We start from the raw sequence: 24,704 nt of genomic DNA, 5'->3' as shown, positions 1-24,704 counted from the left end.
GTCAGACTCCCTGATGCTGCTGTCTTGTATAGTTTTCTTCATCACGTTTTTGCGATAAAGGCGAATGATAGGTGGGGATCTCTTCATGCTGACTCAGCCGCATATTGGCGATATCAAACAGCGCTTGCTGAATCCCCCGATAGCCGATCCATACCCGGTTAAAGCCCCCCAGATAGTCGTACTGAGGAAAGCCAATCCGTAGATGGGGCAGATGCAACCGTTCGGCACACTCATGCAGATGGCTGTTGCCAATCACAAACTCCGCCTGCTGCGACCGCGCCTGACGTTCCAGATCTTCAAGATCCCCCTTCTTCACGGTTTCCAGTGCCAGCTGCTCCAGTGCCGGACCTTTATCAGGGGTCACCGCCGCGACCACTTCGCCCCCCATCGACACAACCAGGTCATGCATCGCCAGTAACAGATCCGGATCTGCGGCAATCCCTACCCGCAGCTGTCCCAGCATAAAGTGGGTATCCAGCATCGCATCCTGCAGTTGACGCCGCTGCCGGCGCCAGCGATTGGGCACCGGCAGTCCAGACAGCTCAGACAGTGCCATAAACCAGTTATCAACCTGCTTCATGGTGTGCAGATGGGGGAAAACCTGGCTCTTAACCCCGGTTTTCTCCTCAAGCTTTTGCCCCGCCGGTGTCAGGGATGAGCCGATCACCAGGGTGGCACAGCTCTCCCCGGCCAGCGCCAGCTCATCCATTGTCAGCCCACCGGTGGTCAGAGCGCTGTACTCCTCCTCCGGCAGATGCCCATCCAGAGAGCGGGACAGATCGGGGATCAGCAGGGGGCGCAGACCAAAGCTCTCGATGGTATCGATAACAAACTCAAGGTCTCCCGGTGTCAGGTGGCTACCGCACAGCACATTCACCTGACGCGCCCGGGTGCCAGCCCGTTCAGACGGCTCGATCAACTGATCAATAACCGCGGTCACCGCCGCCCCATAGCCGGTCTCGAAACAGCCACTGAAGTCCGGTGTACTCACCTTAACAACCGCCACTTTTGCATGTTGCGGATAGCGTGAGCGGAACTCGTGGATCGCCAGCCCCATATCACAGCCCTGGGTTTCCGCCAGCCCCGTTGAACAGACACCGATAATCGCGGGCGACTGTTTTTCGGCGATCGTTTTCAGCGCTTCAATAACATTTTCATCGGCACCCATCACCGAACTGACCTGATCCATTGCGGTGGTTTGCAGCGGGATCGGCTCACGAAAATGTCGCACAAAAAATACCTTGGCAAACGCAGTGCATCCCTGACTGCCATGCATCAGCGGCATCGACCGGCTGAAGCCGAGAAACGCCAGGGTGGCCCCCATGGTCTGACTGGCTTTCAGCGGATTGACCGACATCGCTTTTTTGCGTTTTTCCAGAATAGCCATGATCTACACCCCCTCGGCGTTTAACAGTTCAGCCTCACTGGGCATCTCATCCCAGGGGGCCGGATCGCGTACCGCTGACCAGATCGGGCTTTCAATAGTGATCGCCAGCTGTTTAACCAGCTCCAGCATGCCGTCATAGCCGGCATAGCCAAACTCACGCTCCTGATTAATATCCAGAAACGGTATCCGGGCTTTCAGTGCGGTATAGAGGTTACGGCCTCCGGCGATCAGAATGTCAGCCTTGTATTCATGGACGATGCTGATCAGCTCTTTCGCGCCACCCTCTTCGATCATTTTGGTGTCTTCACCCATCAGTTCACGAATCCGGGCTTTATCCTCTTCGGTAGATTTCTTCGTCCCGGTGGCCACCACCACCATACCGAGATCCTGCAGCGCAGAGACGACTGACCAGGATTTAACTCCACCGGTATAGAGCAGTACCCGTTTACCCTGTAAGCGTTCACGCCAGGGTTCCAGGGCGGCTCTGACTTTCTTCTCTTCCCGTTCAATCAGCGCTTCGGTGCGTTGAGTCAGATCGGGGTCATCAATAAAACGGGCAAAATCACGCAGCGCCTGAGAGGTATCGGATATGCCGTAGAAACTCCCCTCAAACCAGGGCGTACCATATTTATCCTGCAGCTTGCGGGCGACATTCACCATCGCCTTGGAACACACCATCATGTTGACTTCAGCACGGTGCATCGACTGTACTTCATGGAAACGCGCATCCCCGGACAGGGTACAGAGCACCCGGATACCCAGCTCATCCAGCAGCGGCAGCACATGCCAGAACTCACCGGCGATGTTGTATTCACCCACCAGATTAACGCTGTGGATTTTAGTGCCGGGAATCAGTGGCTCTGGGGCCGGTTCCGGCTCACGGGTGCCGATCACATGTTTCACCATCGCCTCGCCGGCAATCCGGTTGCCGAGATTCTTGGTGCCATAGAAACCAGCGCCATCCACCGGCACCACCGGCGTTCCCCACTGCTCTGTCGCCGCGCGACAAACCGCATCAACATCATCCCCCACCAGCGCAGGCACGCAGGTGTTATAGACAAAAACGGCAGCGGGATTATGCTGTTCAACCGCCTGCTTAATTGAGTGGAACAGGCGTTTCTCGCCCCGTCCCATGATGACATCCTGTTCGGTCAGATCGGTTGTCATACCGATGCGATACAGCTGTGGTCCACTGGAGCGGGTGCCCCGGTTGTCCCAGGAACTGCCCGCACAGGCGATCGGCCCATGGACGATATGGGCAACATCGGCAATCGGCAGTAAAGCGATCTGGGCGCCATCAAAAGCGCAACCGCCAGCGGATGCGCCCGGCATCGGTTTGGCACAACCCGACTTCTCTTTTTTGTTGTGCTCACAGGCCGGTTCATCAAGTAGTTCGGCGATATCTTTTGCTTTCATTTAAACCTCCGGATCTGTACGGCACACGGCTGGATATTTTCAAACCAGCTTCTACACGCTTTTACACAAGAGACTGCAACAGACGTACCACAGATAACTTATTGATTTTAAAAGACCGTAAAAAACAATTGTTATAAACACGACAAAACACCCACAATCGGGATTCCGGCGTTTTATCATCCGTCACCCGGCAAATAACCGCTCTGTTGTGCTCCGGCCAAACGCTCTTTTACCAGGCTGCTGACTTCCGGGTCCGGATCATCTGTCAGCCCTGCCAACATCTCGACCGGAGCCCGCATCGCGGCGGTCAGGCGTACCGTCCAGTCGGAATCATCCAGCATCAGTTCCATCTCATCAGGTGCCAGCCGTTCAGCCACAATGCGTCTGACTTCCGCTTCGGGATCTCTGACCATCAGCCCCAGGCTGACCGGAGGCAGCCGTCTGGCAACAATCTTTCTGACCTGTCGGTCCGGATCGCGGATCATCCTGAACAACCGTCCCACGGGCACCCGCTGGGCAACATAGGCACGCACCAGATAGTCTTTGTCATCAGCCATCTGTTCCAGCTGCTCCGGCCGGATACGGTCCGCCACGGTGATACGCACTTCACGATCTTCATCATCAATCAGACGATAGAGCTGATCCCGGGGCAGGCGATACGCCACCGCGCGCCGTACAGCTTCATCAGGATCGCAGATCATTTTCTCCAGATAGGGCAACGGCGAGTAGCGTACTGCGATCGCCCTGCGCTCCCAGAAACTATCCTGCAGAAAGGTCACTGCCAGTTCCGGATTGACCCGCAGAAAACGGTCAATCTGACGACCACTGTGTGCAACCACACAGGTGTCCCCCGGAATACAGCGCCCACTCAGCAGTAAACTGGCTTTAAAGCGGCAACGACGACAATCCGCAAGGGGTGTCTGATCTCCGCTTTCATTCATCATCAATCACCTCGGCGATCACCACTCCGCTGGAACTGTCCGGGTCATTGCTCAGACAGGAACAATGGCTTTCAGAGTTCACCAGATAGAGATTAAACCCTTCACTTTCCCGGTAAGGCGTTGCTGTAGCGCCAATGTCATCCTCAAAACACCAGCTGAAATGGAGATCAGGATGCTGTTTTTTCAGTGCAGTTATCAGCTCTTCGCTGATAGCTGATTGAGCGACAAAATCATGGATTTGATCCAACTGCTGCTGACTGATCATTATTCGCCCTCCTCACCCTGAGCGAAGCGAACCCGCTCTTCAGGCGCAACCCCCATCACTTTTGCCAGCCAGGGAGGTGGATTTCCGGCAATAACAGAGACCAGATTTGTCATCATCTCGACACAATCGCCGCCGTCCGGCATTTTGATGGGAAGAACACCGGTGCGGATCACTTTGGCTGCGGCAGGGCCACCCACCGACACCGTATACAGCAGCTGACAATCGTCGATCAGGCCGGCACGGACAACGTTTTTATCCTCGGCATCTTTGGGAATATTCGCTTCACGGATATCGATCAGCCGGTATTCCTGACCGGAAACCTGATAAATCAGATAACGGGAGCAGGAACCAAAATGACCATCCATCGCGGTGGCGTTATTCGATGCACAGGCCACCCGAATTGATCCGGGCATATCGCCATCGCTGTAGGGAGTTGTTTCAGGCAGGGGTTCTGCGGCAACGGCAACACCGATCCCCTTCAGCAGATTAAGCGCCTTTTTCAGGAAACTGAGCTCGATATCTTCCAGTTCGCCTTCGGCGGCAAGACGCAGTTTATTGACTTTCAGGCGGGCAAGTTTGGTTTCAGTGATCGGCAAACCGACAGCATCAACCAGCACCGTCATCAGACGCCGGGCATCGGTATCAGGTAGCGAACGTGCAGCCAGACCTATTCGCAGCGCCACTTCATTCGAGATTTGAGCTGACATATTAACACCCTCCTCAGCCTCTGCGAGCACGCAAGGTGATCGGAAGTTTCGGCATAGCATCGAGAGGTTCTATGAAATATTTCGTGCCATCGGTCATCTCAATCAATCCGCCCCACTTATCGGCAGATTCAAATTCGATGGATGAGATCTCATCTTCCTGATCTTTTTTAGCAACATAGAGGGTCATCTTTCCCTCGTTATCCTTCCTTATCATCACACTAGGCATCGTTACTCTCCAATATCAGAAGTTCAGACATTCCGGGGCAGCCCCCTGCCCCGGTGAGGATGGACTGATTGAATATGAGATCGTCACACACCCTGGGGAAATACCGACCGGATAACCCGGATTGCGCAAAGCAATCCGGGTTACGTCAATCCGGTAAGTAAAAGCCGTGTCGATATCAGGCTCGCACAGGCCATCGACTTTCAACCGGACCGGAGCTTAACGCACCAGGTCGTAGTTGAAGTCTGTGGTCTGCATACCACGGGTTTCGTCATCAAGGCGATCCAGAACAGCGTTAACGATAGTGGTTAACATCTGCATGGCACCCTCGTAACCCAGTGTGGTTTGACGATGCAGGTGATGACGGTCGAAGATCGGGAAGCCCAGACGGATCAGAGGCACCTCGAACTCTTTACCCTTATACAGCGTATCCCGGGAGATATCCTTGCCATAAGAGTTACCGATCAGGAAGTCAGGCTTCTTGGTGAAACACAGGGAACGCATGTGCCACAAGTCCTTACCGATATGAACTTCACAGTCAGCACCGAACGGCGAGCTGGCCAGAATCTCTTCAACCGCTTTCTTCCAGCGCTTGTTCGCATGGTTACACAGAATATGTGTTGGCTCTGCCCCCAGTTCCAGCAGGAACTTGGTCAGACCCATCACAAAGTCAGCATCGCCATACAACGCAAACTTCTTACCGTGCAGCCAGGTGTGGGAGTCGGTCATCGCATCAACCAGACGGCCACGTTCGATCTCCAGAGTCTTGCTGATTGGCTTACCGGTAGCCTTAGACACAGCCATCAGGAACTCATCCGTCCAGTCCAGACCCATTGGAATATTCAGTTTAGGAACGTCATGCTTCCAGGTCAGGTTTGCCAGCTTCTTAGTCTTGGTCAGTTGCCATGGCTGCAGCAGGATAGTATCAATGGCGTTTGGTGCATCCTTGATCTCATCCTGAGTGGTACCACCGGAATACATACGGAATTCACCGTCTGCAGGGGTATCCAGCACTTCAGTCGGATCAGATAGCAGAGTGCAATCAACATCCATATCAGCCATCATGCGCTTCATTACCCGGAAGTTGCCCAGATAGGTCTCAAAGCCCGGCACCAGGTTGATCTTACCGTTACTACCGACAACTTTGTCTTCCATGTAGTTCAGGGTGAAGTAACGTGCGATCCCTTCAAACATGTTGTCCCAGCCAGTGGTGTGGCTACCGACAAAACTCGGGGTATGCGCGAATGGAACCGGATAGTCTTCCGCAACATGACCCTCTTTACGGGCGTTACCGATAAAGGCGTTCAGGTCATCACCGATAACCTCGGCCATGCAGGTGGTTGAAACCGCAATCATATCTGGCTTGTACAATGCCTGAGCATTTTCCAGACCGTCATACATATTCTTCTGACCACCAAATACAGCGGCATCCTCAGTCATAGAGTCAGATACACAGGATACCGGCTCTTTAAAGTGACGGTTGAAATAGCTGCGGAAGTAAGCAACGCACCCCTGAGATCCGTGAACATAGGGCAGGGTCTTTTCAAAACCCAGCGCACACAGAACCGCACCCAGTGGCTGACACGCTTTAGCAGGGTTAACGGTCAGCGCTTCACGCTGAAAGTTAAGTTCCTGATACTCCTCAGTGGTGGTCCACTGAAACACTTCATCGATCTTGTCCTGAGGGTGTTTTTCCTCGAAGTTATCACGCTTCTTAGCCAGCATGTCCTGGTAATCATCTTCCAGGAACAGCGGATAACTTGGTTTGATATTATCAACTGATTGACTCATTTGAATCTCTCCTCCCGCGCCACTAATCTGTGAACATACGGGTTAAAATGGGGTAGATGGCTCACGGCGCTGAGTATAAAGATGGATCGTTATATACTGTCGCCACCGCGAACCACTGATATCAACTTAAGCGCTTGCAGCCACGGCTTCTTCAGCAGTGTCTTCTACCTGCCAGGGCGCCTGAAGCTTCTTCCAGCACGGATTATTCAGAGTCATATCCATATCGCGGGCAAAGATAGCGAAGCCATCATAACCGTGGTAAGGACCGGAATAATCCCAGCTGTGCATCTGACGGAAAGGAACACCCATCTTCTGGAAGATATACTTCTCTTTGATACCTGAACCGATCAGGTCTGGCTTAACTTTCTTCACAAACTCTTCGAATTCGTAACCGGTTACGTCATCGTAAAGCAGTGTCGCGTTGCCCATCTCTTTGATAGTGCGGTCGTAGTCATCGTTGTGAGCGAACTCATAACCGGTACCAACCACTTCCATACCCAGATCTTCGTACGCCCCGATAACGTGACGTGGACGCAGACCACCGATGTAAAGCATGACGCGCTTACCTTCCAGACGTGGACGGTATTTTTCAATAACGCTCTGGTATTCCAGCTTGTACTTCGCAATAACCTCTTCAGCTTTCTGCTGAATAGACTCATCAAAGAACGCAGCGATCTTACGCAGGGATTCATCAGTTTTAGTCGGACCGAAGAAGTTGTACTCCATCCATGGGATGCCGTACTTCTCTTCCATATGACGAGAGATGTAGTTCATTGAGCGGTAGCAGTGAACCAGGTTCAGCTTAACCTTAGGGGTCAGCTCCATCTCAGCAATAGTACCGTCACCAGACCACTGGGCAACAACGCGCAGACCCATCTCTTCCAGCAGGATACGGGAAGACCAGGCATCACCACCGATGTTGTAGTCACCGATAATGGCAACATCATACTGGGTGGTTTCAAAGCTATCGTCGTCATCACGCTTATCCAGCGCCCAGTCACGCACCGCATCGTTCGCAATGTGGTGACCCAGAGACTGAGATACACCGCGGAAACCTTCACAACGGACAGGAACAACGGTTTTACCGGTGCTCGCTGTCGCCTTCTTGGCAACCGCTTCGATGTCATCACCGATCAGACCGATAGGACACTCTGACTGAATAGACACACCCTTGTTCAGCGGGAACAGGGTTTCCACCTCTTCCAGAAGCTTAGCCAGCTTCTTATCACCACCGAATACGATATCTTTCTCCTGGAAATCAGAAGTAAAGTTCATAGTAACGAAGGCGTTGATACCGGTGGTACCGATATAGTAGTTACGACGGCCGTTACGGGAGTACTGACCACAACCAACAGGGCCGTGGGAGATATGGATCATATCCTTGATAGGGCCCCAGACCACCCCTTTAGAACCCGCATAAGCACAACCACGAACGGTCATGACACCTGGCAGGGACTTCTTGTTAGAGGTGATACATTTTTTTGACTGCTCAACCGTCTGATCATTAACAGCAAGATGCTTTTCACGATCTTTCTTAGCTTTAGCAGGATAGACTTCCAGCACTTCCTGAATAAGCGCTTCGGTCTCGTCGCGTGACATGGTAGACATAGCTGTCTCCTTACATTTTAGTTTGCGGGTAGAAGCTAATCCGCTCCATACCCGTCAATAGCAAAACCACGACTCAGAAGAGTGAATTACTCTTCTGTAGCAGTTTTACCGATAATGCTTTCGTCTTCTTCATCCATCAGACCGAAGTCCATCAACAGATCTTCCAGCGCATCCATAGTGATTGGCGTAGGAATGACGAACATAGTGTTGTCGATGATCTTCTGTGCCAGTGCACGATACTCATCAGCCTGCTTAGCTTTTGGATCGTATTCGATAACAGTCATACGACGAATCTCAGCACGCTGTACGACGTTGTCACGGGGAACGAAGTGAATCATCTGAGTGCCCAACTGACGTGCCAGCTCCATAATCAGCTCATCTTCACGAGCAGTGTTACGGCTGTTACAGATCAGGCCAGCAAGACGCACGCTACCGGAGTTAGCGTATTTCACGATACCTTTTGAGATGTTGTTAGCAGCGTACATCGCCATCATCTCACCGGAACATACGATGTAGATTTCCTGAGCTTTGTTTTCGCGGATTGGCATCGCGAAACCACCACATACCACGTCACCCAGTACGTCGTAGAATACGAAGTCCAGATCTTCTTCGTATGCACCTTCCTCTTCCAGGAAGTTGATGGCGGTGATTACACCACGACCCGCACAACCAACACCTGGCTCAGGACCACCGGACTCAACACACTTAATGTCGCCGTAACCGGCTTTAAGCACATCTTCCAGTTCCAGATCTTCTACAGTACCTGCCTCAGCAGCCATCTCCATGATGGTATTCTGCGCTTTAGAATGCAGAATCAATCGAGTAGAATCCGCTTTAGGGTCGCATCCTACGATCATTACTTTTTTACCCGCTTCAGCCAGAGCTGCTACCAGGTTCTGGGTAGTAGTCGACTTACCGATGCCGCCTTTTCCGTAGATTGCACATTGACGCATAGCCATAATCTTGCTCCTCAGCGTTTAGAACTTAGATTGCCTGAGCCAGATGCAACAGCATCTGACTCGAAAACTCACATCCACTGTTGCGAAACTTGTACCAATCGACCGAAAAACATTTAACATATTGATTTATATATATTTTATAAAACTACATCCGCCACATTGTTTGTCTGTTTACTGTTTAGGTAACAACAATTGGCGGGGTTACTGTTGTAATGCCAACAATAAAAATAGGGTTTTGTCAGACTCTGTTATGTCAGATTTAAAACATTCACCAACGACAAACACACAGACAAAAGCAACAACCCCGGCTGAAACTCACTGAAACACCCGGTTTTCTACCCACAGAGTAGAAACATCACTCCAGCACCCCGGCAGATCCCCGCTGAAAGCCCCCTGCCTCCCTGCTGGCCTGACTATTGCAGTAGCTCTGTTAACTCAATCTCTTAATAAGGTTCTGTAACTGCTGCATATAGAGAAGCAGAGCCAACAGATTCAATTAATCAGCCATGGGTGAATGTTATGTACAGTGAATTAATAGACGGACTTAAATCGGGAAAGATTGTCCCCTACCTGGGTGCGGGAGCGCTTGCAGATGTAACCAATGTCGATGACCAATCACCGATGCCCGCCGACAGTGACAGCCTTATCCTGGCGATGAACGGCGGCCAGCCGATGGCCCCACGACTGATGTATGAGTTCCCCCGCGCGGCGATGAACCTGGAAAATAAGAAGGGGCGCAGCTTTATTACCCGTTTTTTTAATGACACCTACCTGAATAAAAAATGGACCACCGCCAAACTGCATCAGTGGCTGGCGGACATCAATCCTGGCTGGGTGGTGGATATCAACCGCGACACACAGTTGATCGACCTCTATCAAAACCGTCCCCACATACTGATACAGGGCCTCTCCCGCGTAGCAGGCACAGACTACCGCTATAAGATATTTAACTATGATGGCGAGGACTACACCCAGATCGATCAGAGCAAAGTGATGGCCGGCCTGCCGATTCTCTTTAAACCGCTGGGCTGTCCGGTGCCCGAAGCCAACTTCATCGCCTCCGATGCCGACTTTGTCGACTACATTACCGAACTGATGGGGGGCTTCGCCGTACCAGAATTCATTAAGCTCTACCGGCAGAACAAACAGTACCTGTTTCTTGGCATGCGCTTCACCCGGGATACCGAACGGATGGTAATGGGCGACATCATCTACGCCGCCGATAGTGAACAGGCGGGCTGGGTATTCATCGAAGAACCGACCGACAAAGAGCGCCGCTTTTGTAAACTGAAAAAGATTCAGATTATCGAACAGCCCTGGGAAAGCTTTCTGGAAGCGGCCATGAGCGAAACTGAACTGGCCTGACAGATAGTAAATAAGCGGTATAACCGACTCAGTGTCCTCTGTGCAAATCTGCTTCGTGCATATAAACGCTCACCACAGAGAACACGGAGGGCACAGAGAAAGATTCGATGGGTGTAGGAGCCCCGTCCCGGGGCGATTAAATATTTACACCACAGAGGCCACCGAGGACACAGAGAAAGATCTGATGAGTGTAGGAGCCCCGTACCGGGGCGATTAAATATTTACACCTCAGAGACCACCGAGGGCACAGAGAAAGATTCGATGAGTGTAGGAGCCCCGTCCCGGGGCGATTAAATATTTACACCACAGAGAACACCGAGGACACAGAGAAAGATCTGATGAGTGTAGGAGCCCCGTCCCGGGGCGATTAAATATTTACACCACCGAGGGCACCGAGGGCACAGAGAAAGATCTGATGTGTGTAGGAGCCCCGTCCCGGGGCGATTAAATATTTACACCACAGAGGACACTGAGGGCACAGAGAAAGATTCGATGAGTGTAGGAGCCCCGTCCCGGGACGATTAAATATTTACACCACCGAGGGCACCGAGGGCACAGAGAAAGATTCGATGAGTGTAGGAGCCCCGTCCCGGGGCGATTAAATATTTACACCACAGAGACCACCGAGGGCACAGAGAAAGATCTGATGAGTGTAGGAGCCCCGTCCCGGGGCGATTAAATATTTACACCACAGAGGCCACCGAGGGCACAGAGAAAGATTCGATGAGTGTAGGAGCCCCGTCCCGGGGCGATTAAATATTTACACCACCGAGGGCACAGAGATAAAGTCTGAATTAGTACATGAGGAGCTTATTCACAAATTCCCTAGTAATGGGTTAATTATTTGGAACATCCTATTTATAGCCATTTACTTCCAAAAGCGCTTTAGCTGCACATTCAGCATTATAAGAAAATTTTTTGCAAACGCGATCAACTATAATTTCAAACTTTTCGTCAGCCCCAGAAGAATTGTTACACGCCTCATACATTTCAAAAATATCAGAATTTGAAGGGCTACCAACATCTTCCTCCGCTTCAGTTTCCTGCCAAGCTAAAGTTAAAAACTCCTTAAGATTAATTTCTTTTTCCTTATACCGAAGAAACATATAACCAAGAATGATAGATTTGTGATTTATATCGTCTTCGTAGTGAATCTCAGCCAGACTTTCTCGTAAAATTGAAATAGCTTCCCCTGAGTTTTTTACTGTACTTAACTCAATTACCCAATAAGGAGGCTCATCGAACTTCAATATTACAGCGTCCGCCCATTCTTTCCACTGCACACTTTTCCAGTATCCACTATCAATCAAATCCAAAACTTTTATTCGAACCGAATTATTCATATATTTACCTGTCATCGATTAAAAGTTGTAGAACCCGTTTCAGGATTCTTAATTTTCTTATTGACATAAAGTCCATTATCATAAACTTCATCATAGTAATGGTCATGGGGATTAGTGTGGCCATCACTCATACTATGATCTGTGTAATCGGTAACTTTGCGTCGCCGTCCAAATTCATCGTAATAAGTGGTTCGCTCATAGACCTCACCCGCTCGGCTACTAGGTACTGTTTCAGTATGAGAAACCCTTATACCCGGACTCACTTGAGCAGCAGTGTCGCCGCCAGTATTCCAATATTCTTGATATCTCTTAGCTTCTGCCGGCTCCATACTATCGATAAGTGTACTTCCTTTACTGTCTGGAACAACACAGCTAGATCACTACAAACTCACCATTTGAATCGATTCGTTTAATTAGTTCATTTACTAAAAAAATATAGACAGATGATGATTCTGTATCAGAGGGTACGAACTGTATCTCTGATACAAAATATTCTTTCCCCAATTCTTGATTGACTACATCTAAACCGTTCAGGACTTGAGCCAAGACTTTTTCCTTATCTAACCTTTCAACACCACCTTGCTTTATCGGCAGAGGTATTACTTGGGGAACGCATTTTTTTTTAGACAAACGTATAGCTAAGAAATTGTGGGTGGGGCCAGTAATTCTGGCTACCTTGTAAAGGTCATTATCTTTAATAAACTGCATTAGTTTTCCCCCCAAGGATTACCGGTCCATTTTCTTTCAGCTGCATTGTGAGCGTCAGTATAACCTGAGTTATGTTTTATCTCGTACCACCTTTCTGTAGTTTCATGCTTCAGCCAAGTTATATCCGCATCAGTATAAGTTCCATTCTCTAACCTTTGCCAAGCTTGTGCTTGATTTAGATCGCTATCAAATCTTGCTCTTTCGGCAGGAATTCCATAATCAACATACTTATCTAGTAGATGCTCATTGTAGAAAACATGATCTTTTACTTTTTGAATATTCTGAGGTTTGATACCTGTATTAGCCGCAATCGTACTCACATCGGTATCACTTGCTCGAATAGCATCATACAGTTCATCGGCTGGATCAATAAATCCACCGCCGCCAGTTTGGCGCAAAGTATTGTTGTTTGTAACAACACCCTCACCCCGCATCGTACCATCATTTCGATTCCCATCAACCCGCTTAGGCTCTGACAATTTCTGGGCTTCGGGACGCCGAATTTCAAATCTCTCAGGCTTGTTACTCAGCTTGCTGACGATGCGTTTTGAAAGTTCAGACTTTTTCAACGCCTTACCAAGACTAACTAATAATCTGCCCAGTTTTTTGAAGAGCGTCTGTCCCGCCCTGGCAACGATAACTGTTCCTCCAACACCTGTTACCGCTGTCAGTACGACGGTCAGAATCGTATCTGCTACTGTCGGTGCCAGCGACTCGGCAAGTTCGATGCTATCTTGGGCAAGAACATAGTTTTTTGAAAACTCCGTCAGTGCGGCTCGTGTAGGACCATCTTCATACACGAAGTTGGCTATTCACCACAGAGGGCACTGAGGGCATAGAGATAAAGGGATAGAAAGGAACACGCTGTTCGTTTATTTACGCTCACCTTAGCTTACAGATTCATCTGCTTTGAGATACTTCAGCAACTCACTTTCATCAATAGTGCCAGTGATTTTCTCCTCAAGAATGGATTACTGCTGCGTTTGGATCAATGACTCTGACCCTTTGATTGTTTACACCACAGAGGCCACCGAGGGCACAGAGAAAGATTCGATGAGTGTAGGAGCCCCGTCCCGGGGCGATTAAATATTTACACCACAGAGGCCACCGAGGGCACAGAGATAAAGTCTGAATTAGTACGTGAGGAACTTATTCACAATTTCAAGGGCGGCATCATCTGCCTTAATACCCACTCCCGGTGCTCTTTTGAATAACGTGCCACACAGTTCTCACTTCCGCCCACTGAACAAAACTAGTCAGATCAATTCACACGACAACTATCCTTACACGGCGGGTGGCTCAAATTCACAGTTAAATGCTTTGTTAAAAGTCATCACTCAATTCGAGACCGTTAAGACCTCTATGTGCATAGAGAGATTCGTATTGAAATGACAACACAAATTCAAATGAAGTTTGTTCTTCCAAATTCCGAATAATCTTCTTCACATCATCAAATGGATTAGGCAAAGTGGGATCAACGTCAAAATATGCTCTCAACCCTACCGACCAGCCACCACCCTCCAAGTCTTCGGTTAATACATTAGAATCTTCAAGGTTCGTTTTAACCGACATCAACACATGTGTATTGGGTAATACGACAGAAAACCCATCTTCCACCTCAGACAAGTTAGAAAACTCAACACCAGCTAAAGAATCTTTTATATCTTCAAGCCTAACGCCCTGAGCAACTTCTAAATTAAGAGTCATTGTCATTTTAAAACTTCCTCAACAAAACGTTCTCACCATCAATCAGATATAGGTTTTGTAAACTGCTCACCGGCTTTTGATCTAAAAACCTCAACATGTCTTCTACAGACAAAGGAGAATCAGTAATATTCAAAACTATGTCAGGTGCTTGGTGCTCAACCTTATGAATCATATTATCCCTAATAGTATTCGGGTTTTTAGACTTCGGAGAATACGCATCTGCTGCCCTCCCATTGATATCTAAATCAGGGTTACCTCCTTTCCGTCCCGTATTCGGTAAATGCGTTACATCAAATCCTCGATTCGACAAAATTTCTGCTGACTCATTTTGCCTATTAAGAGAACGAACCATATCAGCATTCGCGTTTGGATGAGGCAATTCAGGCTCACCTCTTAAGGTACCCGGTTTTACCCTCAGTAGCTCAGTGCCTGGAACAACACCTTAACTAAGTTTGTCTCCCAATGACTTCAACATCATATTTGCTACAGTACTCTCAGAGTTGATATTCTTTATGGCAATTTTAATTCTATCTTTATTTCCACCTGCACTTACACCACTACTCAACAATGCATTCATTGAATCTAATGCCGCAATTTGAACTTCTTCGCTTTGGGAATTTAAAAGATTCAATAAGGTATCTAGGGATGAATTATTTTCAACGTCTCCTAAGGACTCAGCGCACCGAACCAGCCAATTTTCACTTTGTTTTGGGAAAGAGCTGATTAACTCCTCCCAATCTTTTTCCGTAAACTCAGAGACTATCTCAGCTGCATGAGATATCCCCTCATCAGACCAATAATCTATTGAAAAAGATGTTCCCAAATATTTATCAAAATTACTAAACACATTAGCCTCCAAAAGCACTTGGATCTGTACAGCCTCTACCACATGGATAAGCAGCAGTTACATTATCACCTACTTTAATCACTTCAACTTTTACACCATTTACAGTTGATTGATAAAGAGAAGCTCCATCTGAAGCTCGTATAGCTAAAGGAGTGGTTGAACCTGTATGGTTAACTGCGGACATAACATCTGCATCACTCCAGCTTTCAGGAAATAAAGTGCTTGATTTAATCCTCGATACATTGCCATCTTCAAATTGAGTAATCAACTTAACATTTCTTGTTCCATCTGCGTTAACAGATAATGTTTCTAACGCAAATCGTTCGTTCGCATTGCTAATTTGTCCACTGTGTGCGCCTATCAGTCTGTTAGAAGGATTTCCCTGTCCATTTAATGCTCTTTGGCCGTAGAGAATTTTTTCTTCCATTTCTGAAGAAACAATGGTTTTCGTGTCTGGAACAACACTCCCACCCCGCATCGTACCATCATTTCGATTCCCATCAACCCGCTTAGGCTCTGCCACTTTCTGTGCTTTCGGGCGCCGAATTTCCAGCTTCTCCAGCTTATTACTCATCTTGCTGAATATGCGTTCTGAAAGTTTAGCTTTTTTCAGCGCTTTACCCAGATCAATCAGAAGTTTTCCCAGATCGGCAAACTCTTTAGCCACTCTCCCTGCTACAACGGCCCCGCCTGCCCCCAGTGTCGTCGCCGTTAAGATCGCACCCAGAATAGTTACAATTACCGTTGGTGCCACGGATTCTGCAAACTCTACACTGTCTTGAGCGGCGATGTATTCTCTTCCGAACTTAGTCAGCATTTTTTGAGTAGGCGGATCCTCATACACAAAGTTGGCAAATTCATAGGCTTCTGCCAGTTGAGCCATGGTGATCTTTGAAGGATCAAAGCCCAGCGCTTCTACCCACTCCCTGTGCTGAAGATCGTTATAAGTTTCTCTGAAGGTTTCCGACCAGTCTGATTCAGGCCCTGCCTGACGTGCCACATAAGCAGCTTGTAATGCATTGTTATAAGCAACCACTGGATTAATAACGTCAGACCACTCTTTAACAGCAACCACTGAATCTTTAGCCAGGTTCCAGATACCCCACATCACAGCACCGGTATGCACCCGAACATTATCAACAACACCCATCTGATCTTGCAGGGACTGATGTATTGCCGCCTGGGCTTTTTCTTTCTCAATGATCGCGGTGAGGGTTTTCTGAATCGAGGTACGAAGTGCTGATAACTCGGTGTTATCCAAATCTGGTTTTAGCTGAGCTTTATAGAAGAGGGAGGAAACCCCTGTGACCTGCAGATGACCATTGGCGGGTAGCATGTATCGCTGCACTACACCATTATCAAAGGTCAGTTGTATGGGAATTTCACCCACTGACTGGCCATTATCCCAGACACACTGAAGGTCAACCACATACTCTTTATCTTTTGCTTTTTTGCCTTCGCTCAGCAGGTATTTGTTGTTGACTGCGATACTATCGGCAAAACTCATTGGTGCTGTTTTCGGCTGATCCGCAGGGTTGATACGACCACTGCTGAAGTTACTGCGATTCAGCGCCCGTTCGATGGTGGTGCGAAACAACAGTGATTCCCGTTCTAACCCGGATGTCTGCAGCTCACCATTTCGTTGACTGACAACCGGTGCCGTGATCATGCGGGCATCATCCAGCATGAGTATTAGCCGACCAGTACGGATAGCGTTTTCCAACGATGAGGGAAAGGGTAAGCGTTGTGTATATCGGGTATGCCGGGGCATTGGGTCAAAGCGGATCAGCTTCGAGCGCTCGAAGTCATTGGACCACATCCGCTGAGCGACACTGAGGGCATTCTGTGGACGTAAAACATAGGGGAGTTTTTCGGCAGTCAGATCGCTGCCACTACATAACCGCGCTCTGTCCATAGGATGTAACATACTCACTGTCCTTGTGAGGGTGATTTTTGAGGAGTGAAGAAGATAACCGATTTGAGGTTAAAGTAAAATCATTCTGCCACAGTTTATAACAATTTTGCCGGTGAGATCTCCATTTACAAAGTCCAGACCCAATCCATAAATGGCTCATAATTGTAGATTCTGGATCATTGACTCTGTCCCTTTGATCGGTGGATCCCAGTAAAGCATTCTGTGCAACCGCCTCCTTTCTCCCGCAGCCTTTAGCATCACCTTTGAGTACAGCGGTAAAAAGCGCGTCCTCTGCTACCTGATTCTGAAAATTCACCACAGAGAACACCGAGGGCACAGAGATAAAGTGCTCAAGGATGGTTGGCTAAGAACTAATGGATTTAAAGCTCTTTCAACTGGTTCCAAAACCTACTGCCCCCACGCAAGTAGAGACCCCATCAGTCCTGACACCTTGCTTAATGGGTGACCCTATCGATCGTATCGCGACGAGGGCGTCGCTCCCACACAAAGCGAAAGCGCCATTGAAACCATCTTACAAGCTCGTTTTCACCCGGTTAATAAAGAAGGCTTTTTCTAACCCCTGGCAAGCGAAGCGTCTAACCACTAGCGACTCTTCCCCCCCCCCTGCCCCATAAAAAAATCGGAAGAATGCCTCCTTCCGATCTTATCAGAATCCAACAAACGCTGGGTTAAGCGCCGCCCGGCTCGCCGGTAAACTCTACCAACAGATCCTCATCAGTAACGATGGTCTGGCAGGCCAGTCGGTAGGTTGGTGGCAGGTCTTTCACCTCGGCACGTTCCTGTTCTGACTTTGGCAGTTTGCCGATCGATTTCAGCACGTTCTTCTCTTTATCAGTCAGCATCATCCCCTTAACGCGAAAACCATCCAGGTGGGTGACTTTCACCAGGCAGGAACCGCACTGGCCATCTTCACACTCGCGTGGGATTTTGACATTGTGTTCCTTTGCGAGCCCCAGCAGGGTGTTACGCTTACCGGCAACCGCTTCTATCTTCATGTTTTTCGACATAATCGGTGACGAGAAATAAACATTGGCCATAGGATAGCCCCTCATATCTGTATTAATGGAGACTGGTGTACAGCAAGAAACGAACCATAGATTAATCTGTTGATTTAAAATGGATAAAAAATGAGCAACACTAAAATTGGCGGGTTTATGACATGACTTTTTGTAGCAGAGAGAACTTCAGCGCCAACCTCTGGCTGACGCTGAATGTAGGACTTGTGACAACTCAGCCGTTAGAGCTGGCCTGATCGTCATTCGTCTTGCCCATATATTCGTCAAAGTTAGCAACATATTCCTGCAGATTGCCATCATAAAGCTGACGGAACCGGCTGGTGAAATACTCGACCGCTTTTTCGCGCTTAGATTCCAGCTCTTCAGCACTGGTTACACTGCTGGCGGCAATGTAACCGTTGTAACGGGCTGCCGCATAGATAAAGGCCACACTGGCTTTATGCTCGCCATATTTTTCGCCCATCTCATTGGCGATCTCAATCAGTTTGTTGGTGACATCCAGAAACTGCTCATCAAACAAGTTTTCATCATTCATCGTGAATCCCCTCTTAATCATTATCCAGCTGAACCAGGAACTGATTCTGCAGATCAATGAACTGCTGCATGGTGTAGGCTTTAACTGTCAGCGCGTGTAATTCGCCGGTTTTCAGTTGCTGTTGAAACAGATTTAACACCCGTTTTTGCCGCTCCAGTGGTTTCATGTCGGCAAATGACTCACTGATAACCCGCACGGTAAAGTTGCAATCCTCACCACTGATATCCAGTTCGGCATCGGGAATCGCAGCAACGATAATCTGAGTGATCTGCTCGGTATTCATCATTAAGCCGCCCCACCCGCCTGATCGAGCATAGGTTTCAATGAGCCATCTTCTGCCATCTCACAGACAACATCAGATCCGCCCACCAGTTCTCCATTGATAAACAGCTGAGGAAACGTTGGCCAGTCCGAAACAGCGGGGAGCTTTTCACGGATAAACGGCGCTTCCAGAACATTCACATAACTATAGGCTGCCCCCAATCCACTCAGGACATTCACCGCATTACGGGAAAAGCCACACTTTGGGTCCTCAGGTGTACCCTTCATGTAGAGCAGAACCGGATTATCCGCTAACTGTTTACGAATCTTCTCTTCTGTATTCATGGGCTTCACCTTCCTGTTAATCATCAGTTCTGTTATTTCGTAACATCTTCATAATCTTTAGATTCGCTGCCAGATCCAGCGCCGTGAAATCATCCAGCGTGGTGAGCGAGGTATCGGCCCCCGCCTCCAGCAGCAACTTCACAATCTCGGTTTTGCCTGCAGACGCGCTATAGATCAGCGCGGTCGCTCCATTGACGTTCTGGTTATCAATATCTGCGCCGTTTTCAAGCAGCAGTTTCACCGCCTCTTTGCTGTCACTGAAGCAGGCAAACCAGAGTGCATTATTGTTGTCACTGTTCAGCTCATTGACTGAGCTATGGCCCAGCAGCAGTTGCAGCCTGATCAGATCACCATAGCGGGCCGCCTGCATCAATTCATTCTGTGCGCCCTGTACTAAACCACCCATTCAACTGTCCTTCTTTCTCACACGCTCTTTCAATACGCCTGCTGCAATTGTTTCTTCCAGGCGGTGAATCCACCTTCAACGCTGTAACAATACTTAAAGCCAAAATCGGCAAACATCCGCGCCTTCTCAAGGCTGGCATGACCGAGATAGCAATAGACCATCACCGGGCGTTCTTTCGATGTCTTCATCAGCAGATGTTCCTGGTTATGCTCACCCAGTAGCATCGCTTTAGGATGGTGGCTGCTCATGTAGTCCCGCTGGTCTCTTGAATCGAGCAGCAGCACATCCTCAGTTTCCAGCAGCGCTTCGGCTTCCTGAATTGAAATCTGTTGAATCTGTGTCATACAAATCGCTCCCGCAGATGGTAATAACCGGATAATTGAGTGATCCGTTCATCGCGTAGCGGATCACCCACTGCAAAGCCATAAAGGGCCTGCAAACTGTGACTTTCAAGACCGATCAGTTCATGGATGGCATCATCGAAAAAGCAACCGATGCCAGTACCACCAAAGCCCTGCGCCGTTGAATGAAGATAGATCTGCTGCCCGAGTATACCCGCCTCCTGATAGAGCTGCGGACAGTCACTACCATGGCTGAGCGCCATCGGCTGTTCAAACTCCGAAAGAAAAATCAGCGTAAAACAGCTGTTAGCCGTGATCGGCTGATTACAACACAACTGCCCCACTGCTTTGCGGGTGTTGGCGGTTTTCATGCGCCAGGCTATAGGGACTCCGACAAGTTCAACCGTTTCCCAGGGTTGCCAGCGCTGCAGCTGATCCTGAAATAGTTGTGCCCCTTGTCCAGACCGGGGCAACAGGTAGATGCCCGGTGTCAGCCCCTCAACCGCATGGACAAAACAGAGCAGATGTATCTTCGGCTGATCGGGTAACAGGCGGCTGGCGCCCGGTTGCAAGGCCGCCATCATCTGCTGAAACAGTGGCTGAGGATAATGGCTCTGCGGGACATAGGCCTGTCCGCTTCTGCGTGACAATATCAACCTCCAGGGGTCCTGTTCTGCACCACTGAAATCAACAGGCAGATCACCCCGCTGAGAGAACCGCAAGGCAGGGGTCACTGCGCTATCCAGCTGCTCCGCTGCCGCAAAGGGCAGTGGCCAGTGCTGTAACGGGTCCGGGGCCAGCTTATTTGGCTTCCCGCTCCAGTGTACCCCGGCGCTGCTGATAATCTTATCCAGTGCCCCAAGTGCCCCGCTGTCTGAAGTAGCGCTTGAAACGCTACAACTCAGCTGACAGATCCATTGCGGATACTCGCGCTCCACAGAGGTATATTCCGGCCGTTGCAGGCCACACAGCTGTGATAAACGCTCCCGCGGCACCGACAGGTCTTGCAGTTGCCAGCCCAGCAGCCCGGCAACCGCCTGACACTGACCACGCTGATGTCCGGCATCCAGCCAGCAATAGCGCAATGCCCTGACACCATATTTCCAGGCTTCACGCTGCAGTATGCTGGTCTGGATCAGATATACAGTATCCAGTGCCGCAGTGGCTAACGGCAGGCGCAGGGTCAGCCGGTGATGAAGCACGTCATAATGATACAGCCCGGCGCGGCAAAAACCGCTGGCAGGCAGCAGCAGATAGAGTTCACCCGGATGCAGATTACCGCTGGAGGGCACGGTTCTCAGCGACCAGCGGTCTGTCCCCATGGTTTTCCATGCAGACAGACCTGCACTGTATCTGAGCAATAGCGACAGGTTTTCCAGTGACCAGGGCCGGGGCTCTGCAGACGCGACAAACAACTCAGTACTGCTAACCGAACGATCACCATCCAGCAGCGGCAGATCGATAAAAAATGTATCATAGAAACGTCTGAACGGGTCTGGCTGGTCATCCCAGTCCAGGGTTTGCGGCCCTTCAGCATAGCCCTGCAGATGATGCTTTGACTGCTGATGGTAACTCAACAGATCCACCCGCCCGGTGCTTTCCTGCCACCCGGGTGGCGCCGCTGTCGGCCTGTTCACCGCTCAGACCTCTGGCCCGAAACAGTCCGCATAGGTAGCGCACTCTTCACAGCTGGGAGCCCGACAGACATAGTGGCCGCCGGTTTCACACAGCTGTTTATAGAGAAACCGCTTCCACTTCATATCCTTTGAATTTTTTGCTTTCAGCTCTGGATAAGCTGTTGCCATCATCTCCGACAGCCAGTCCCGGTTGTCAAAGCCAAGATCGCGCCAGAGATGATCCCCTCCCAGGCAGCCGGTAGCGATAATCACAGACAGCACCGGATCAACCTCCGGATTGCGATACTGTTCAAGCAGGGCTGTTAATTCCTGCTGTTCATCCTGCCGTAAACGCAGCAGCTCACTGCGGGTTTCGCTCCGTTCTATCACCGCCGCCGGTACCCGGGTATGCAGAATCAGCCAGCGCTGAATCTCGGAAAAACAGCGATAGATAAGCGCCTCAAAGGCAGTCTCATCGAGTCCTAAATGGAGTGGCAGGCAACCACGCCCCTCCCGGGCGGCCAGAATCAGGCGGATCAGATATCGATCTGCCTCAGCACTGCCAATAACTTCCAGCAGCTCTGTATAGAGTTCCTCAGGCACCTGAGGTTGGGCTGCTTGCATTAACATATCCCACCTTTCTATTTATACAGGCAAATTTACACGCGCTACTTACACGCTCTATTTACAGACAATGGCGTGCTGGCTGCGGGGACAGGTTTCGATATCCCCATCGGGCATTACGCTTAAACCGATCAGTTGATCCAGCAGCTCTGCATCAAACCCCTGCAAACAGTGACCGTCGATCTCCATCAGCGGCCGCCGAATCAGCAACGGGTCGTGGCACATTGCTGCCAATACCTTGTCTGGCTGGCTCAGATCCAGTTCGACATCCCCTGATTTCAACCCAGGATGAGTCCTGTTTAGCCAGCTATCGCGGTTTTCAGGTTGGAGGAAACGCGCCAGCGTCTGCGGCTCCCAGTCATGGGTTAGCAGGTTGCGGTCATCCACCTGATGACCCGCCGCCCGCAACAGTTTTTTCTGCCGGGTGTTGTTAATACAACCCGGCTTTTCGTAAAAAATAACGGTCGCCATAGCTGCCTTAACGCGCCTGAATCTCTTTCAGGGCTTCATCCCTCAACTCCGGCTTGATGCCGGTCAGAGAGCCTTCAGGGTTGATCGGATCACCAAAGGCGTTAAGGATCGCCCCCTCAATCGGACAGATAGTGGCGCATTGAGGGTCAGCATAATCACCTTCACACTCAGTACACTTCTTACTTTCGATCAGAAAGTGCGGCCTGGCTTCGACAATCGCTTCACTGGGACAGACATCGATACAGGCCCAGCAGTTTACGCAACTTTCAATAATACTCAGCGCCATAGTAACCTCCTCAGACTTCAGCTTTTTTCAGTTCAGATTCGGCATCCAGCTTGCCGGACGAGATCATCTCCTGATAAACCGACATCACCGCTTCTTCGATAGGCTCCATCGCATACTCACCGTTTGGAGCGATACCGGCGTCCTCCAGCAGCCCCCATGGCTCATAGCCAATTTTCGAACAGAGTACCGCTTCACAGCCGGACAGGGCACGGATGCTGCCTGCCAGAGCACTCTCTTTCTCACCACAGGTGTTGTTACCGATACAGTACTGATCAACCTTACGGTGGCCGATAAAGCGCACCCCATTGCCTGAGGCTTCATAGACAAGAAACTCAGTCGCGTGACCAAAGTGCTGATTAATGACGCCACCACCACTGGTCGCAACGGCCATCAGTACCGGGCGGAAACTCTTGTTTGCGGCCACCGGACCCGATGGCACTTTCACTCCCGCCAGTCGTTCGCGCTTGAGCTGTTTCTCAGCCAGCTCCTCTTCGATGCCTTTGTGCACGATCGCCCGGGTTTTCATGGCGGCATCGTAATCGATATCCATCGCTTCGATCTTATCCAGAGTAAACTCAGATCCACGGTCCTCGCCCAGCATACCCACCGCATCGGCACGGCACTGGCGACAGTGGCGCATCATATTCATATCACCGGAACAGGCATCCTGCAGATCCTGAAGCTCTTCATCCGTTGGCCCCCGCTGTCCCATCACACCGTAAAAAGTACCGTGCTCCTCTTCCGCGATCAGCGGCATGACGTTATGCAGGAAAGCGCCCTTCTCTTTGACGATCTTACTGACCACTTTCAGATGTTCATCGTTGACACCGGGAATCAGCACAGAGTTGACCTTAACCAGAATCCCTTTCGCCACCAGCATCTCAAGACCCTTCTGCTGCTGCTGGATCAGAATTCTGGCAGCGGCTTTTCCGCGTATCCGGCGGTTGTTCCAGTAGATCCAGGGATAGATTTTTGCACCCACTTCAGGATCGATACAGTTGATGGTGATGGTGACATGATCAATATTGTGTTTGGCAAGCTCTTCCACATGCATCGGCAGTGTCAGACCATTAGTGGACACACAGAGTTTGATATCCGGTGCTTCGGCACTCAGTCGGCGGAAGGTCTCGAAGGTGCGCTCAGGGTTTGCCAGTGGATCACCGGGGCCAGCAATGCCCAGCACGGTCATCTGCGGAATATTGGCCGCCACCGCTTTGGTTTTCTTCACTGCCTGATCCGGAGTTAACAACTCAGATACCACACCGGGGCGGGATTCGTTGGCACAATCATACTTTCTGTTACAGTAATGGCACTGAATATTACAGGCAGGCGCTACCGCCACATGCATACGGGCGAAATAATGGTGTGCTTCTTCCGAATAACAGGGATGATTCTGAACCTTTTCGCGGATTGAATCAGGCAGGTGACTCATTTGATCATTGCTGCTACCGCAGGCACTGGCGCTACAACCTTCAGCGGTAGCCGGAGCCTGATCAGCATTTAAGACGTTCAATTCCATCAGTGTTTCTCCTCTGCAGCCCAAAGGCTATCAATCAGATTCAGTTACTATGGAGAAACCTTTGCAAACCACGCGCCATTA

Annotated in this window: 29 protein-coding genes; 1 reads left to right on the top strand and 28 read right to left on the bottom strand. The window is 49.9% G+C overall.

Annotation, left to right across the window (positions count from 1 at the left end; genetic code table 11):
- Position 1: 1 nt before the first annotated feature.
- From nifN to nifH, 9 genes are all read right to left on the bottom strand, one after another.
- The gene (nifN, locus tag JW499_RS12300) at positions 2-1,387 is read right to left on the bottom strand and encodes a nitrogenase iron-molybdenum cofactor biosynthesis protein NifN (protein ID WP_205210886.1); all 1,386 of its coding nucleotides are present in this window, start codon (positions 1,385-1,387) and stop codon (positions 2-4) included.
- Between the two features lie 3 nt (positions 1,388-1,390).
- On the bottom strand, positions 1,391-2,803 hold the full coding sequence (gene nifE, locus JW499_RS12295) for a nitrogenase iron-molybdenum cofactor biosynthesis protein NifE (protein ID WP_205210885.1): 1,413 nt from the start codon (positions 2,801-2,803) through the stop codon (positions 1,391-1,393).
- A 176-nt stretch (positions 2,804-2,979) separates the two neighbouring features.
- Positions 2,980-3,747 carry a 4Fe4S-binding leucine-rich repeat protein gene (locus tag JW499_RS12290; RefSeq protein WP_205210884.1) on the bottom strand — a complete coding sequence of 256 codons (768 nt, stop codon included), beginning with the start codon at positions 3,745-3,747 and terminating at the stop codon, positions 2,980-2,982.
- Positions 3,737-4,009, bottom strand: a complete 273-nt coding sequence (locus JW499_RS12285) for a DUF6129 family protein (protein WP_205210883.1) — start codon at positions 4,007-4,009, stop codon at positions 3,737-3,739. The genes JW499_RS12290 and JW499_RS12285 overlap by 11 nt, the downstream gene beginning before the upstream one ends.
- Entirely contained in the window at positions 4,009-4,716 is a 708-nt protein-coding gene (locus JW499_RS12280) for a dinitrogenase iron-molybdenum cofactor biosynthesis protein (RefSeq protein WP_205210882.1), read from the bottom strand. Before JW499_RS12280 ends, JW499_RS12285 begins: the two co-directional genes overlap by 1 nt.
- A 13-nt stretch (positions 4,717-4,729) precedes the next feature.
- Positions 4,730-4,930, bottom strand: coding sequence for a putative nitrogen fixation protein NifT (gene nifT / locus JW499_RS12275; protein ID WP_232846380.1), 201 nt, complete (start codon positions 4,928-4,930; stop codon positions 4,730-4,732).
- A gap of 228 nt (positions 4,931-5,158) precedes the next feature.
- Positions 5,159-6,730: a nitrogenase molybdenum-iron protein subunit beta gene (gene nifK / locus JW499_RS12270; protein WP_205210880.1), complete on the bottom strand. Its 1,572-nt coding sequence runs from the start codon at positions 6,728-6,730 to the stop codon at positions 5,159-5,161.
- 126 nt (positions 6,731-6,856) lie between these two features.
- Positions 6,857-8,338, bottom strand: a complete 1,482-nt coding sequence (gene nifD, locus JW499_RS12265; protein WP_205210879.1) for a nitrogenase molybdenum-iron protein alpha chain — start codon at positions 8,336-8,338, stop codon at positions 6,857-6,859.
- Positions 8,339-8,424: 86 nt separating this feature from the next.
- The gene (nifH, locus tag JW499_RS12260; protein WP_205210878.1) at positions 8,425-9,297 is read right to left on the bottom strand and encodes a nitrogenase iron protein; all 873 of its coding nucleotides are present in this window, start codon (positions 9,295-9,297) and stop codon (positions 8,425-8,427) included.
- 519 nt (positions 9,298-9,816) lie between these two features.
- On the opposite strand from nifH, the gene JW499_RS12255 reads away from it, so the two are divergent.
- Positions 9,817-10,662 carry an SIR2 family protein gene (locus JW499_RS12255; protein WP_205210877.1) on the top strand — a complete coding sequence of 282 codons (846 nt, stop codon included), beginning with the start codon at positions 9,817-9,819 and terminating at the stop codon, positions 10,660-10,662.
- An 854-nt stretch (positions 10,663-11,516) separates the two neighbouring features.
- On the opposite strand, the gene JW499_RS12250 is transcribed toward JW499_RS12255, so the two are convergent.
- The 19 genes from JW499_RS12250 to nifB form a co-directional block, all read right to left on the bottom strand.
- Positions 11,517-12,005 (bottom strand): hypothetical protein, encoded by a 489-nt coding sequence (locus tag JW499_RS12250; RefSeq protein WP_205210876.1) that lies wholly within the window; start codon positions 12,003-12,005, stop codon positions 11,517-11,519.
- Between the two features lie 11 nt (positions 12,006-12,016).
- On the bottom strand, positions 12,017-12,334 hold the full coding sequence (locus JW499_RS12245) for a hypothetical protein (protein ID WP_205210875.1): 318 nt from the start codon (positions 12,332-12,334) through the stop codon (positions 12,017-12,019).
- Positions 12,335-12,377: 43 nt separating this feature from the next.
- A complete protein-coding gene (locus JW499_RS12240; protein WP_205210874.1) occupies positions 12,378-12,713 on the bottom strand; it encodes a hypothetical protein in 336 nt (111 codons plus the stop codon).
- Positions 12,713-13,513 (bottom strand): hypothetical protein, encoded by an 801-nt coding sequence (locus JW499_RS12235; RefSeq protein ID WP_205210873.1) that lies wholly within the window; start codon positions 13,511-13,513, stop codon positions 12,713-12,715. The genes JW499_RS12240 and JW499_RS12235 overlap by 1 nt, the downstream gene beginning before the upstream one ends.
- A 523-nt stretch (positions 13,514-14,036) precedes the next feature.
- Positions 14,037-14,426: a hypothetical protein gene (locus JW499_RS12230; RefSeq protein WP_205210872.1), complete on the bottom strand. Its 390-nt coding sequence runs from the start codon at positions 14,424-14,426 to the stop codon at positions 14,037-14,039.
- 1 nt (position 14,427) lies between these two features.
- Positions 14,428-14,772 carry a CdiA C-terminal domain-containing protein gene (locus JW499_RS12225; RefSeq protein ID WP_205210871.1) on the bottom strand — a complete coding sequence of 115 codons (345 nt, stop codon included), beginning with the start codon at positions 14,770-14,772 and terminating at the stop codon, positions 14,428-14,430.
- A gap of 90 nt (positions 14,773-14,862) precedes the next feature.
- Positions 14,863-15,267, bottom strand: a complete 405-nt coding sequence (locus tag JW499_RS12220) for a HEAT repeat domain-containing protein (protein WP_205210870.1) — start codon at positions 15,265-15,267, stop codon at positions 14,863-14,865.
- Position 15,268: 1 nt separating this feature from the next.
- A complete protein-coding gene (locus tag JW499_RS12215) occupies positions 15,269-17,194 on the bottom strand; it encodes an EndoU domain-containing protein (protein WP_205210869.1) in 1,926 nt (641 codons plus the stop codon).
- 677 nt (positions 17,195-17,871) lie between these two features.
- Entirely contained in the window at positions 17,872-18,240 is a 369-nt protein-coding gene (locus JW499_RS12210; protein WP_205210868.1) for a 2Fe-2S iron-sulfur cluster binding domain-containing protein, read from the bottom strand.
- Between the two features lie 193 nt (positions 18,241-18,433).
- Positions 18,434-18,754 (bottom strand): DUF3144 domain-containing protein, encoded by a 321-nt coding sequence (locus JW499_RS12205; RefSeq protein WP_205210867.1) that lies wholly within the window; start codon positions 18,752-18,754, stop codon positions 18,434-18,436.
- Between the two features lie 13 nt (positions 18,755-18,767).
- A complete protein-coding gene (locus JW499_RS12200; RefSeq protein ID WP_205210866.1) occupies positions 18,768-19,040 on the bottom strand; it encodes a BolA family protein in 273 nt (90 codons plus the stop codon).
- Positions 19,040-19,360, bottom strand: a complete 321-nt coding sequence (grxD, locus tag JW499_RS12195; protein ID WP_205210865.1) for a Grx4 family monothiol glutaredoxin — start codon at positions 19,358-19,360, stop codon at positions 19,040-19,042. The genes JW499_RS12200 and grxD overlap by 1 nt, the downstream gene beginning before the upstream one ends.
- 16 nt (positions 19,361-19,376) lie before the next feature.
- Positions 19,377-19,766: an ankyrin repeat domain-containing protein gene (locus tag JW499_RS12190; protein ID WP_205210864.1), complete on the bottom strand. Its 390-nt coding sequence runs from the start codon at positions 19,764-19,766 to the stop codon at positions 19,377-19,379.
- A gap of 29 nt (positions 19,767-19,795) precedes the next feature.
- Positions 19,796-20,110 carry a thiosulfate sulfurtransferase GlpE gene (locus JW499_RS12185; RefSeq protein ID WP_205210863.1) on the bottom strand — a complete coding sequence of 105 codons (315 nt, stop codon included), beginning with the start codon at positions 20,108-20,110 and terminating at the stop codon, positions 19,796-19,798.
- Positions 20,107-21,744, bottom strand: a complete 1,638-nt coding sequence (locus tag JW499_RS22835; protein WP_205210862.1) for a nitroreductase family protein — start codon at positions 21,742-21,744, stop codon at positions 20,107-20,109. Before JW499_RS22835 ends, JW499_RS12185 begins: the two co-directional genes overlap by 4 nt.
- A 3-nt stretch (positions 21,745-21,747) precedes the next feature.
- Complete coding sequence (locus JW499_RS12175; RefSeq protein WP_205210861.1) at positions 21,748-22,347, bottom strand: nitrogen fixation protein NifQ; 600 nt, start codon at positions 22,345-22,347, stop codon at positions 21,748-21,750.
- Positions 22,348-22,404: 57 nt separating this feature from the next.
- Positions 22,405-22,818, bottom strand: a complete 414-nt coding sequence (locus tag JW499_RS12170; RefSeq protein WP_205210860.1) for a thioredoxin domain-containing protein — start codon at positions 22,816-22,818, stop codon at positions 22,405-22,407.
- Positions 22,819-22,825: 7 nt separating this feature from the next.
- Positions 22,826-23,104 (bottom strand): 4Fe-4S dicluster domain-containing protein, encoded by a 279-nt coding sequence (locus JW499_RS12165; protein WP_205210859.1) that lies wholly within the window; start codon positions 23,102-23,104, stop codon positions 22,826-22,828.
- Between the two features lie 10 nt (positions 23,105-23,114).
- Positions 23,115-24,623 carry a nitrogenase cofactor biosynthesis protein NifB gene (nifB, locus tag JW499_RS12160; RefSeq protein ID WP_205210858.1) on the bottom strand — a complete coding sequence of 503 codons (1,509 nt, stop codon included), beginning with the start codon at positions 24,621-24,623 and terminating at the stop codon, positions 23,115-23,117.
- Between the last annotated feature and the right edge of the window lie 81 nt (positions 24,624-24,704).

The sequence above is a fragment of the Amphritea pacifica genome, from assembly GCF_016924145.1.
Lineage (GTDB): Bacteria > Pseudomonadota > Gammaproteobacteria > Pseudomonadales > Balneatricaceae > Amphritea > Amphritea pacifica.
Note: the sequence above shows the minus strand (reverse complement) of the source record. Positions and strands in the feature narration are given on the sequence as shown.

Coding starts and splice junctions, on each gene's coding strand:
- JW499_RS12225 (WP_205210871.1), bottom strand. CDS start 14,772: ATGGTTCGTTCTCTTAATAGGCAAAATGAGTCAGCAGAAATTTTGTCG.
- JW499_RS12255 (WP_205210877.1), top strand. CDS start 9,817: ATGTACAGTGAATTAATAGACGGACTTAAATCGGGAAAGATTGTCCCC.
- JW499_RS12215 (WP_205210869.1), bottom strand. CDS start 17,194: ATGTTACATCCTATGGACAGAGCGCGGTTATGTAGTGGCAGCGATCTG.
- JW499_RS12165 (WP_205210859.1), bottom strand. CDS start 23,104: ATGGCGCTGAGTATTATTGAAAGTTGCGTAAACTGCTGGGCCTGTATC.
- JW499_RS12185 (WP_205210863.1), bottom strand. CDS start 20,110: ATGACACAGATTCAACAGATTTCAATTCAGGAAGCCGAAGCGCTGCTG.
- nifT (WP_232846380.1), bottom strand. CDS start 4,930: ATGATAAGGAAGGATAACGAGGGAAAGATGACCCTCTATGTTGCTAAA.
- nifE (WP_205210885.1), bottom strand. CDS start 2,803: ATGAAAGCAAAAGATATCGCCGAACTACTTGATGAACCGGCCTGTGAG.
- JW499_RS12190 (WP_205210864.1), bottom strand. CDS start 19,766: ATGGGTGGTTTAGTACAGGGCGCACAGAATGAATTGATGCAGGCGGCC.
- JW499_RS12200 (WP_205210866.1), bottom strand. CDS start 19,040: ATGATGAATACCGAGCAGATCACTCAGATTATCGTTGCTGCGATTCCC.
- JW499_RS12205 (WP_205210867.1), bottom strand. CDS start 18,754: ATGAATGATGAAAACTTGTTTGATGAGCAGTTTCTGGATGTCACCAAC.
- nifB (WP_205210858.1), bottom strand. CDS start 24,623: ATGGAATTGAACGTCTTAAATGCTGATCAGGCTCCGGCTACCGCTGAA.
- JW499_RS12250 (WP_205210876.1), bottom strand. CDS start 12,005: ATGAATAATTCGGTTCGAATAAAAGTTTTGGATTTGATTGATAGTGGA.
- grxD (WP_205210865.1), bottom strand. CDS start 19,360: ATGAATACAGAAGAGAAGATTCGTAAACAGTTAGCGGATAATCCGGTT.
- JW499_RS12240 (WP_205210874.1), bottom strand. CDS start 12,713: ATGCAGTTTATTAAAGATAATGACCTTTACAAGGTAGCCAGAATTACT.
- JW499_RS12245 (WP_205210875.1), bottom strand. CDS start 12,334: ATGGAGCCGGCAGAAGCTAAGAGATATCAAGAATATTGGAATACTGGC.
- nifK (WP_205210880.1), bottom strand. CDS start 6,730: ATGAGTCAATCAGTTGATAATATCAAACCAAGTTATCCGCTGTTCCTG.
- JW499_RS12175 (WP_205210861.1), bottom strand. CDS start 22,347: ATGCAAGCAGCCCAACCTCAGGTGCCTGAGGAACTCTATACAGAGCTG.
- JW499_RS12280 (WP_205210882.1), bottom strand. CDS start 4,716: ATGTCAGCTCAAATCTCGAATGAAGTGGCGCTGCGAATAGGTCTGGCT.
- JW499_RS12290 (WP_205210884.1), bottom strand. CDS start 3,747: ATGATGAATGAAAGCGGAGATCAGACACCCCTTGCGGATTGTCGTCGT.
- nifH (WP_205210878.1), bottom strand. CDS start 9,297: ATGGCTATGCGTCAATGTGCAATCTACGGAAAAGGCGGCATCGGTAAG.
- nifN (WP_205210886.1), bottom strand. CDS start 1,387: ATGGCTATTCTGGAAAAACGCAAAAAAGCGATGTCGGTCAATCCGCTG.
- JW499_RS12285 (WP_205210883.1), bottom strand. CDS start 4,009: ATGATCAGTCAGCAGCAGTTGGATCAAATCCATGATTTTGTCGCTCAA.
- JW499_RS12230 (WP_205210872.1), bottom strand. CDS start 14,426: ATGACAATGACTCTTAATTTAGAAGTTGCTCAGGGCGTTAGGCTTGAA.
- JW499_RS12210 (WP_205210868.1), bottom strand. CDS start 18,240: ATGGCCAATGTTTATTTCTCGTCACCGATTATGTCGAAAAACATGAAG.
- JW499_RS12170 (WP_205210860.1), bottom strand. CDS start 22,818: ATGGCGACCGTTATTTTTTACGAAAAGCCGGGTTGTATTAACAACACC.
- nifD (WP_205210879.1), bottom strand. CDS start 8,338: ATGTCTACCATGTCACGCGACGAGACCGAAGCGCTTATTCAGGAAGTG.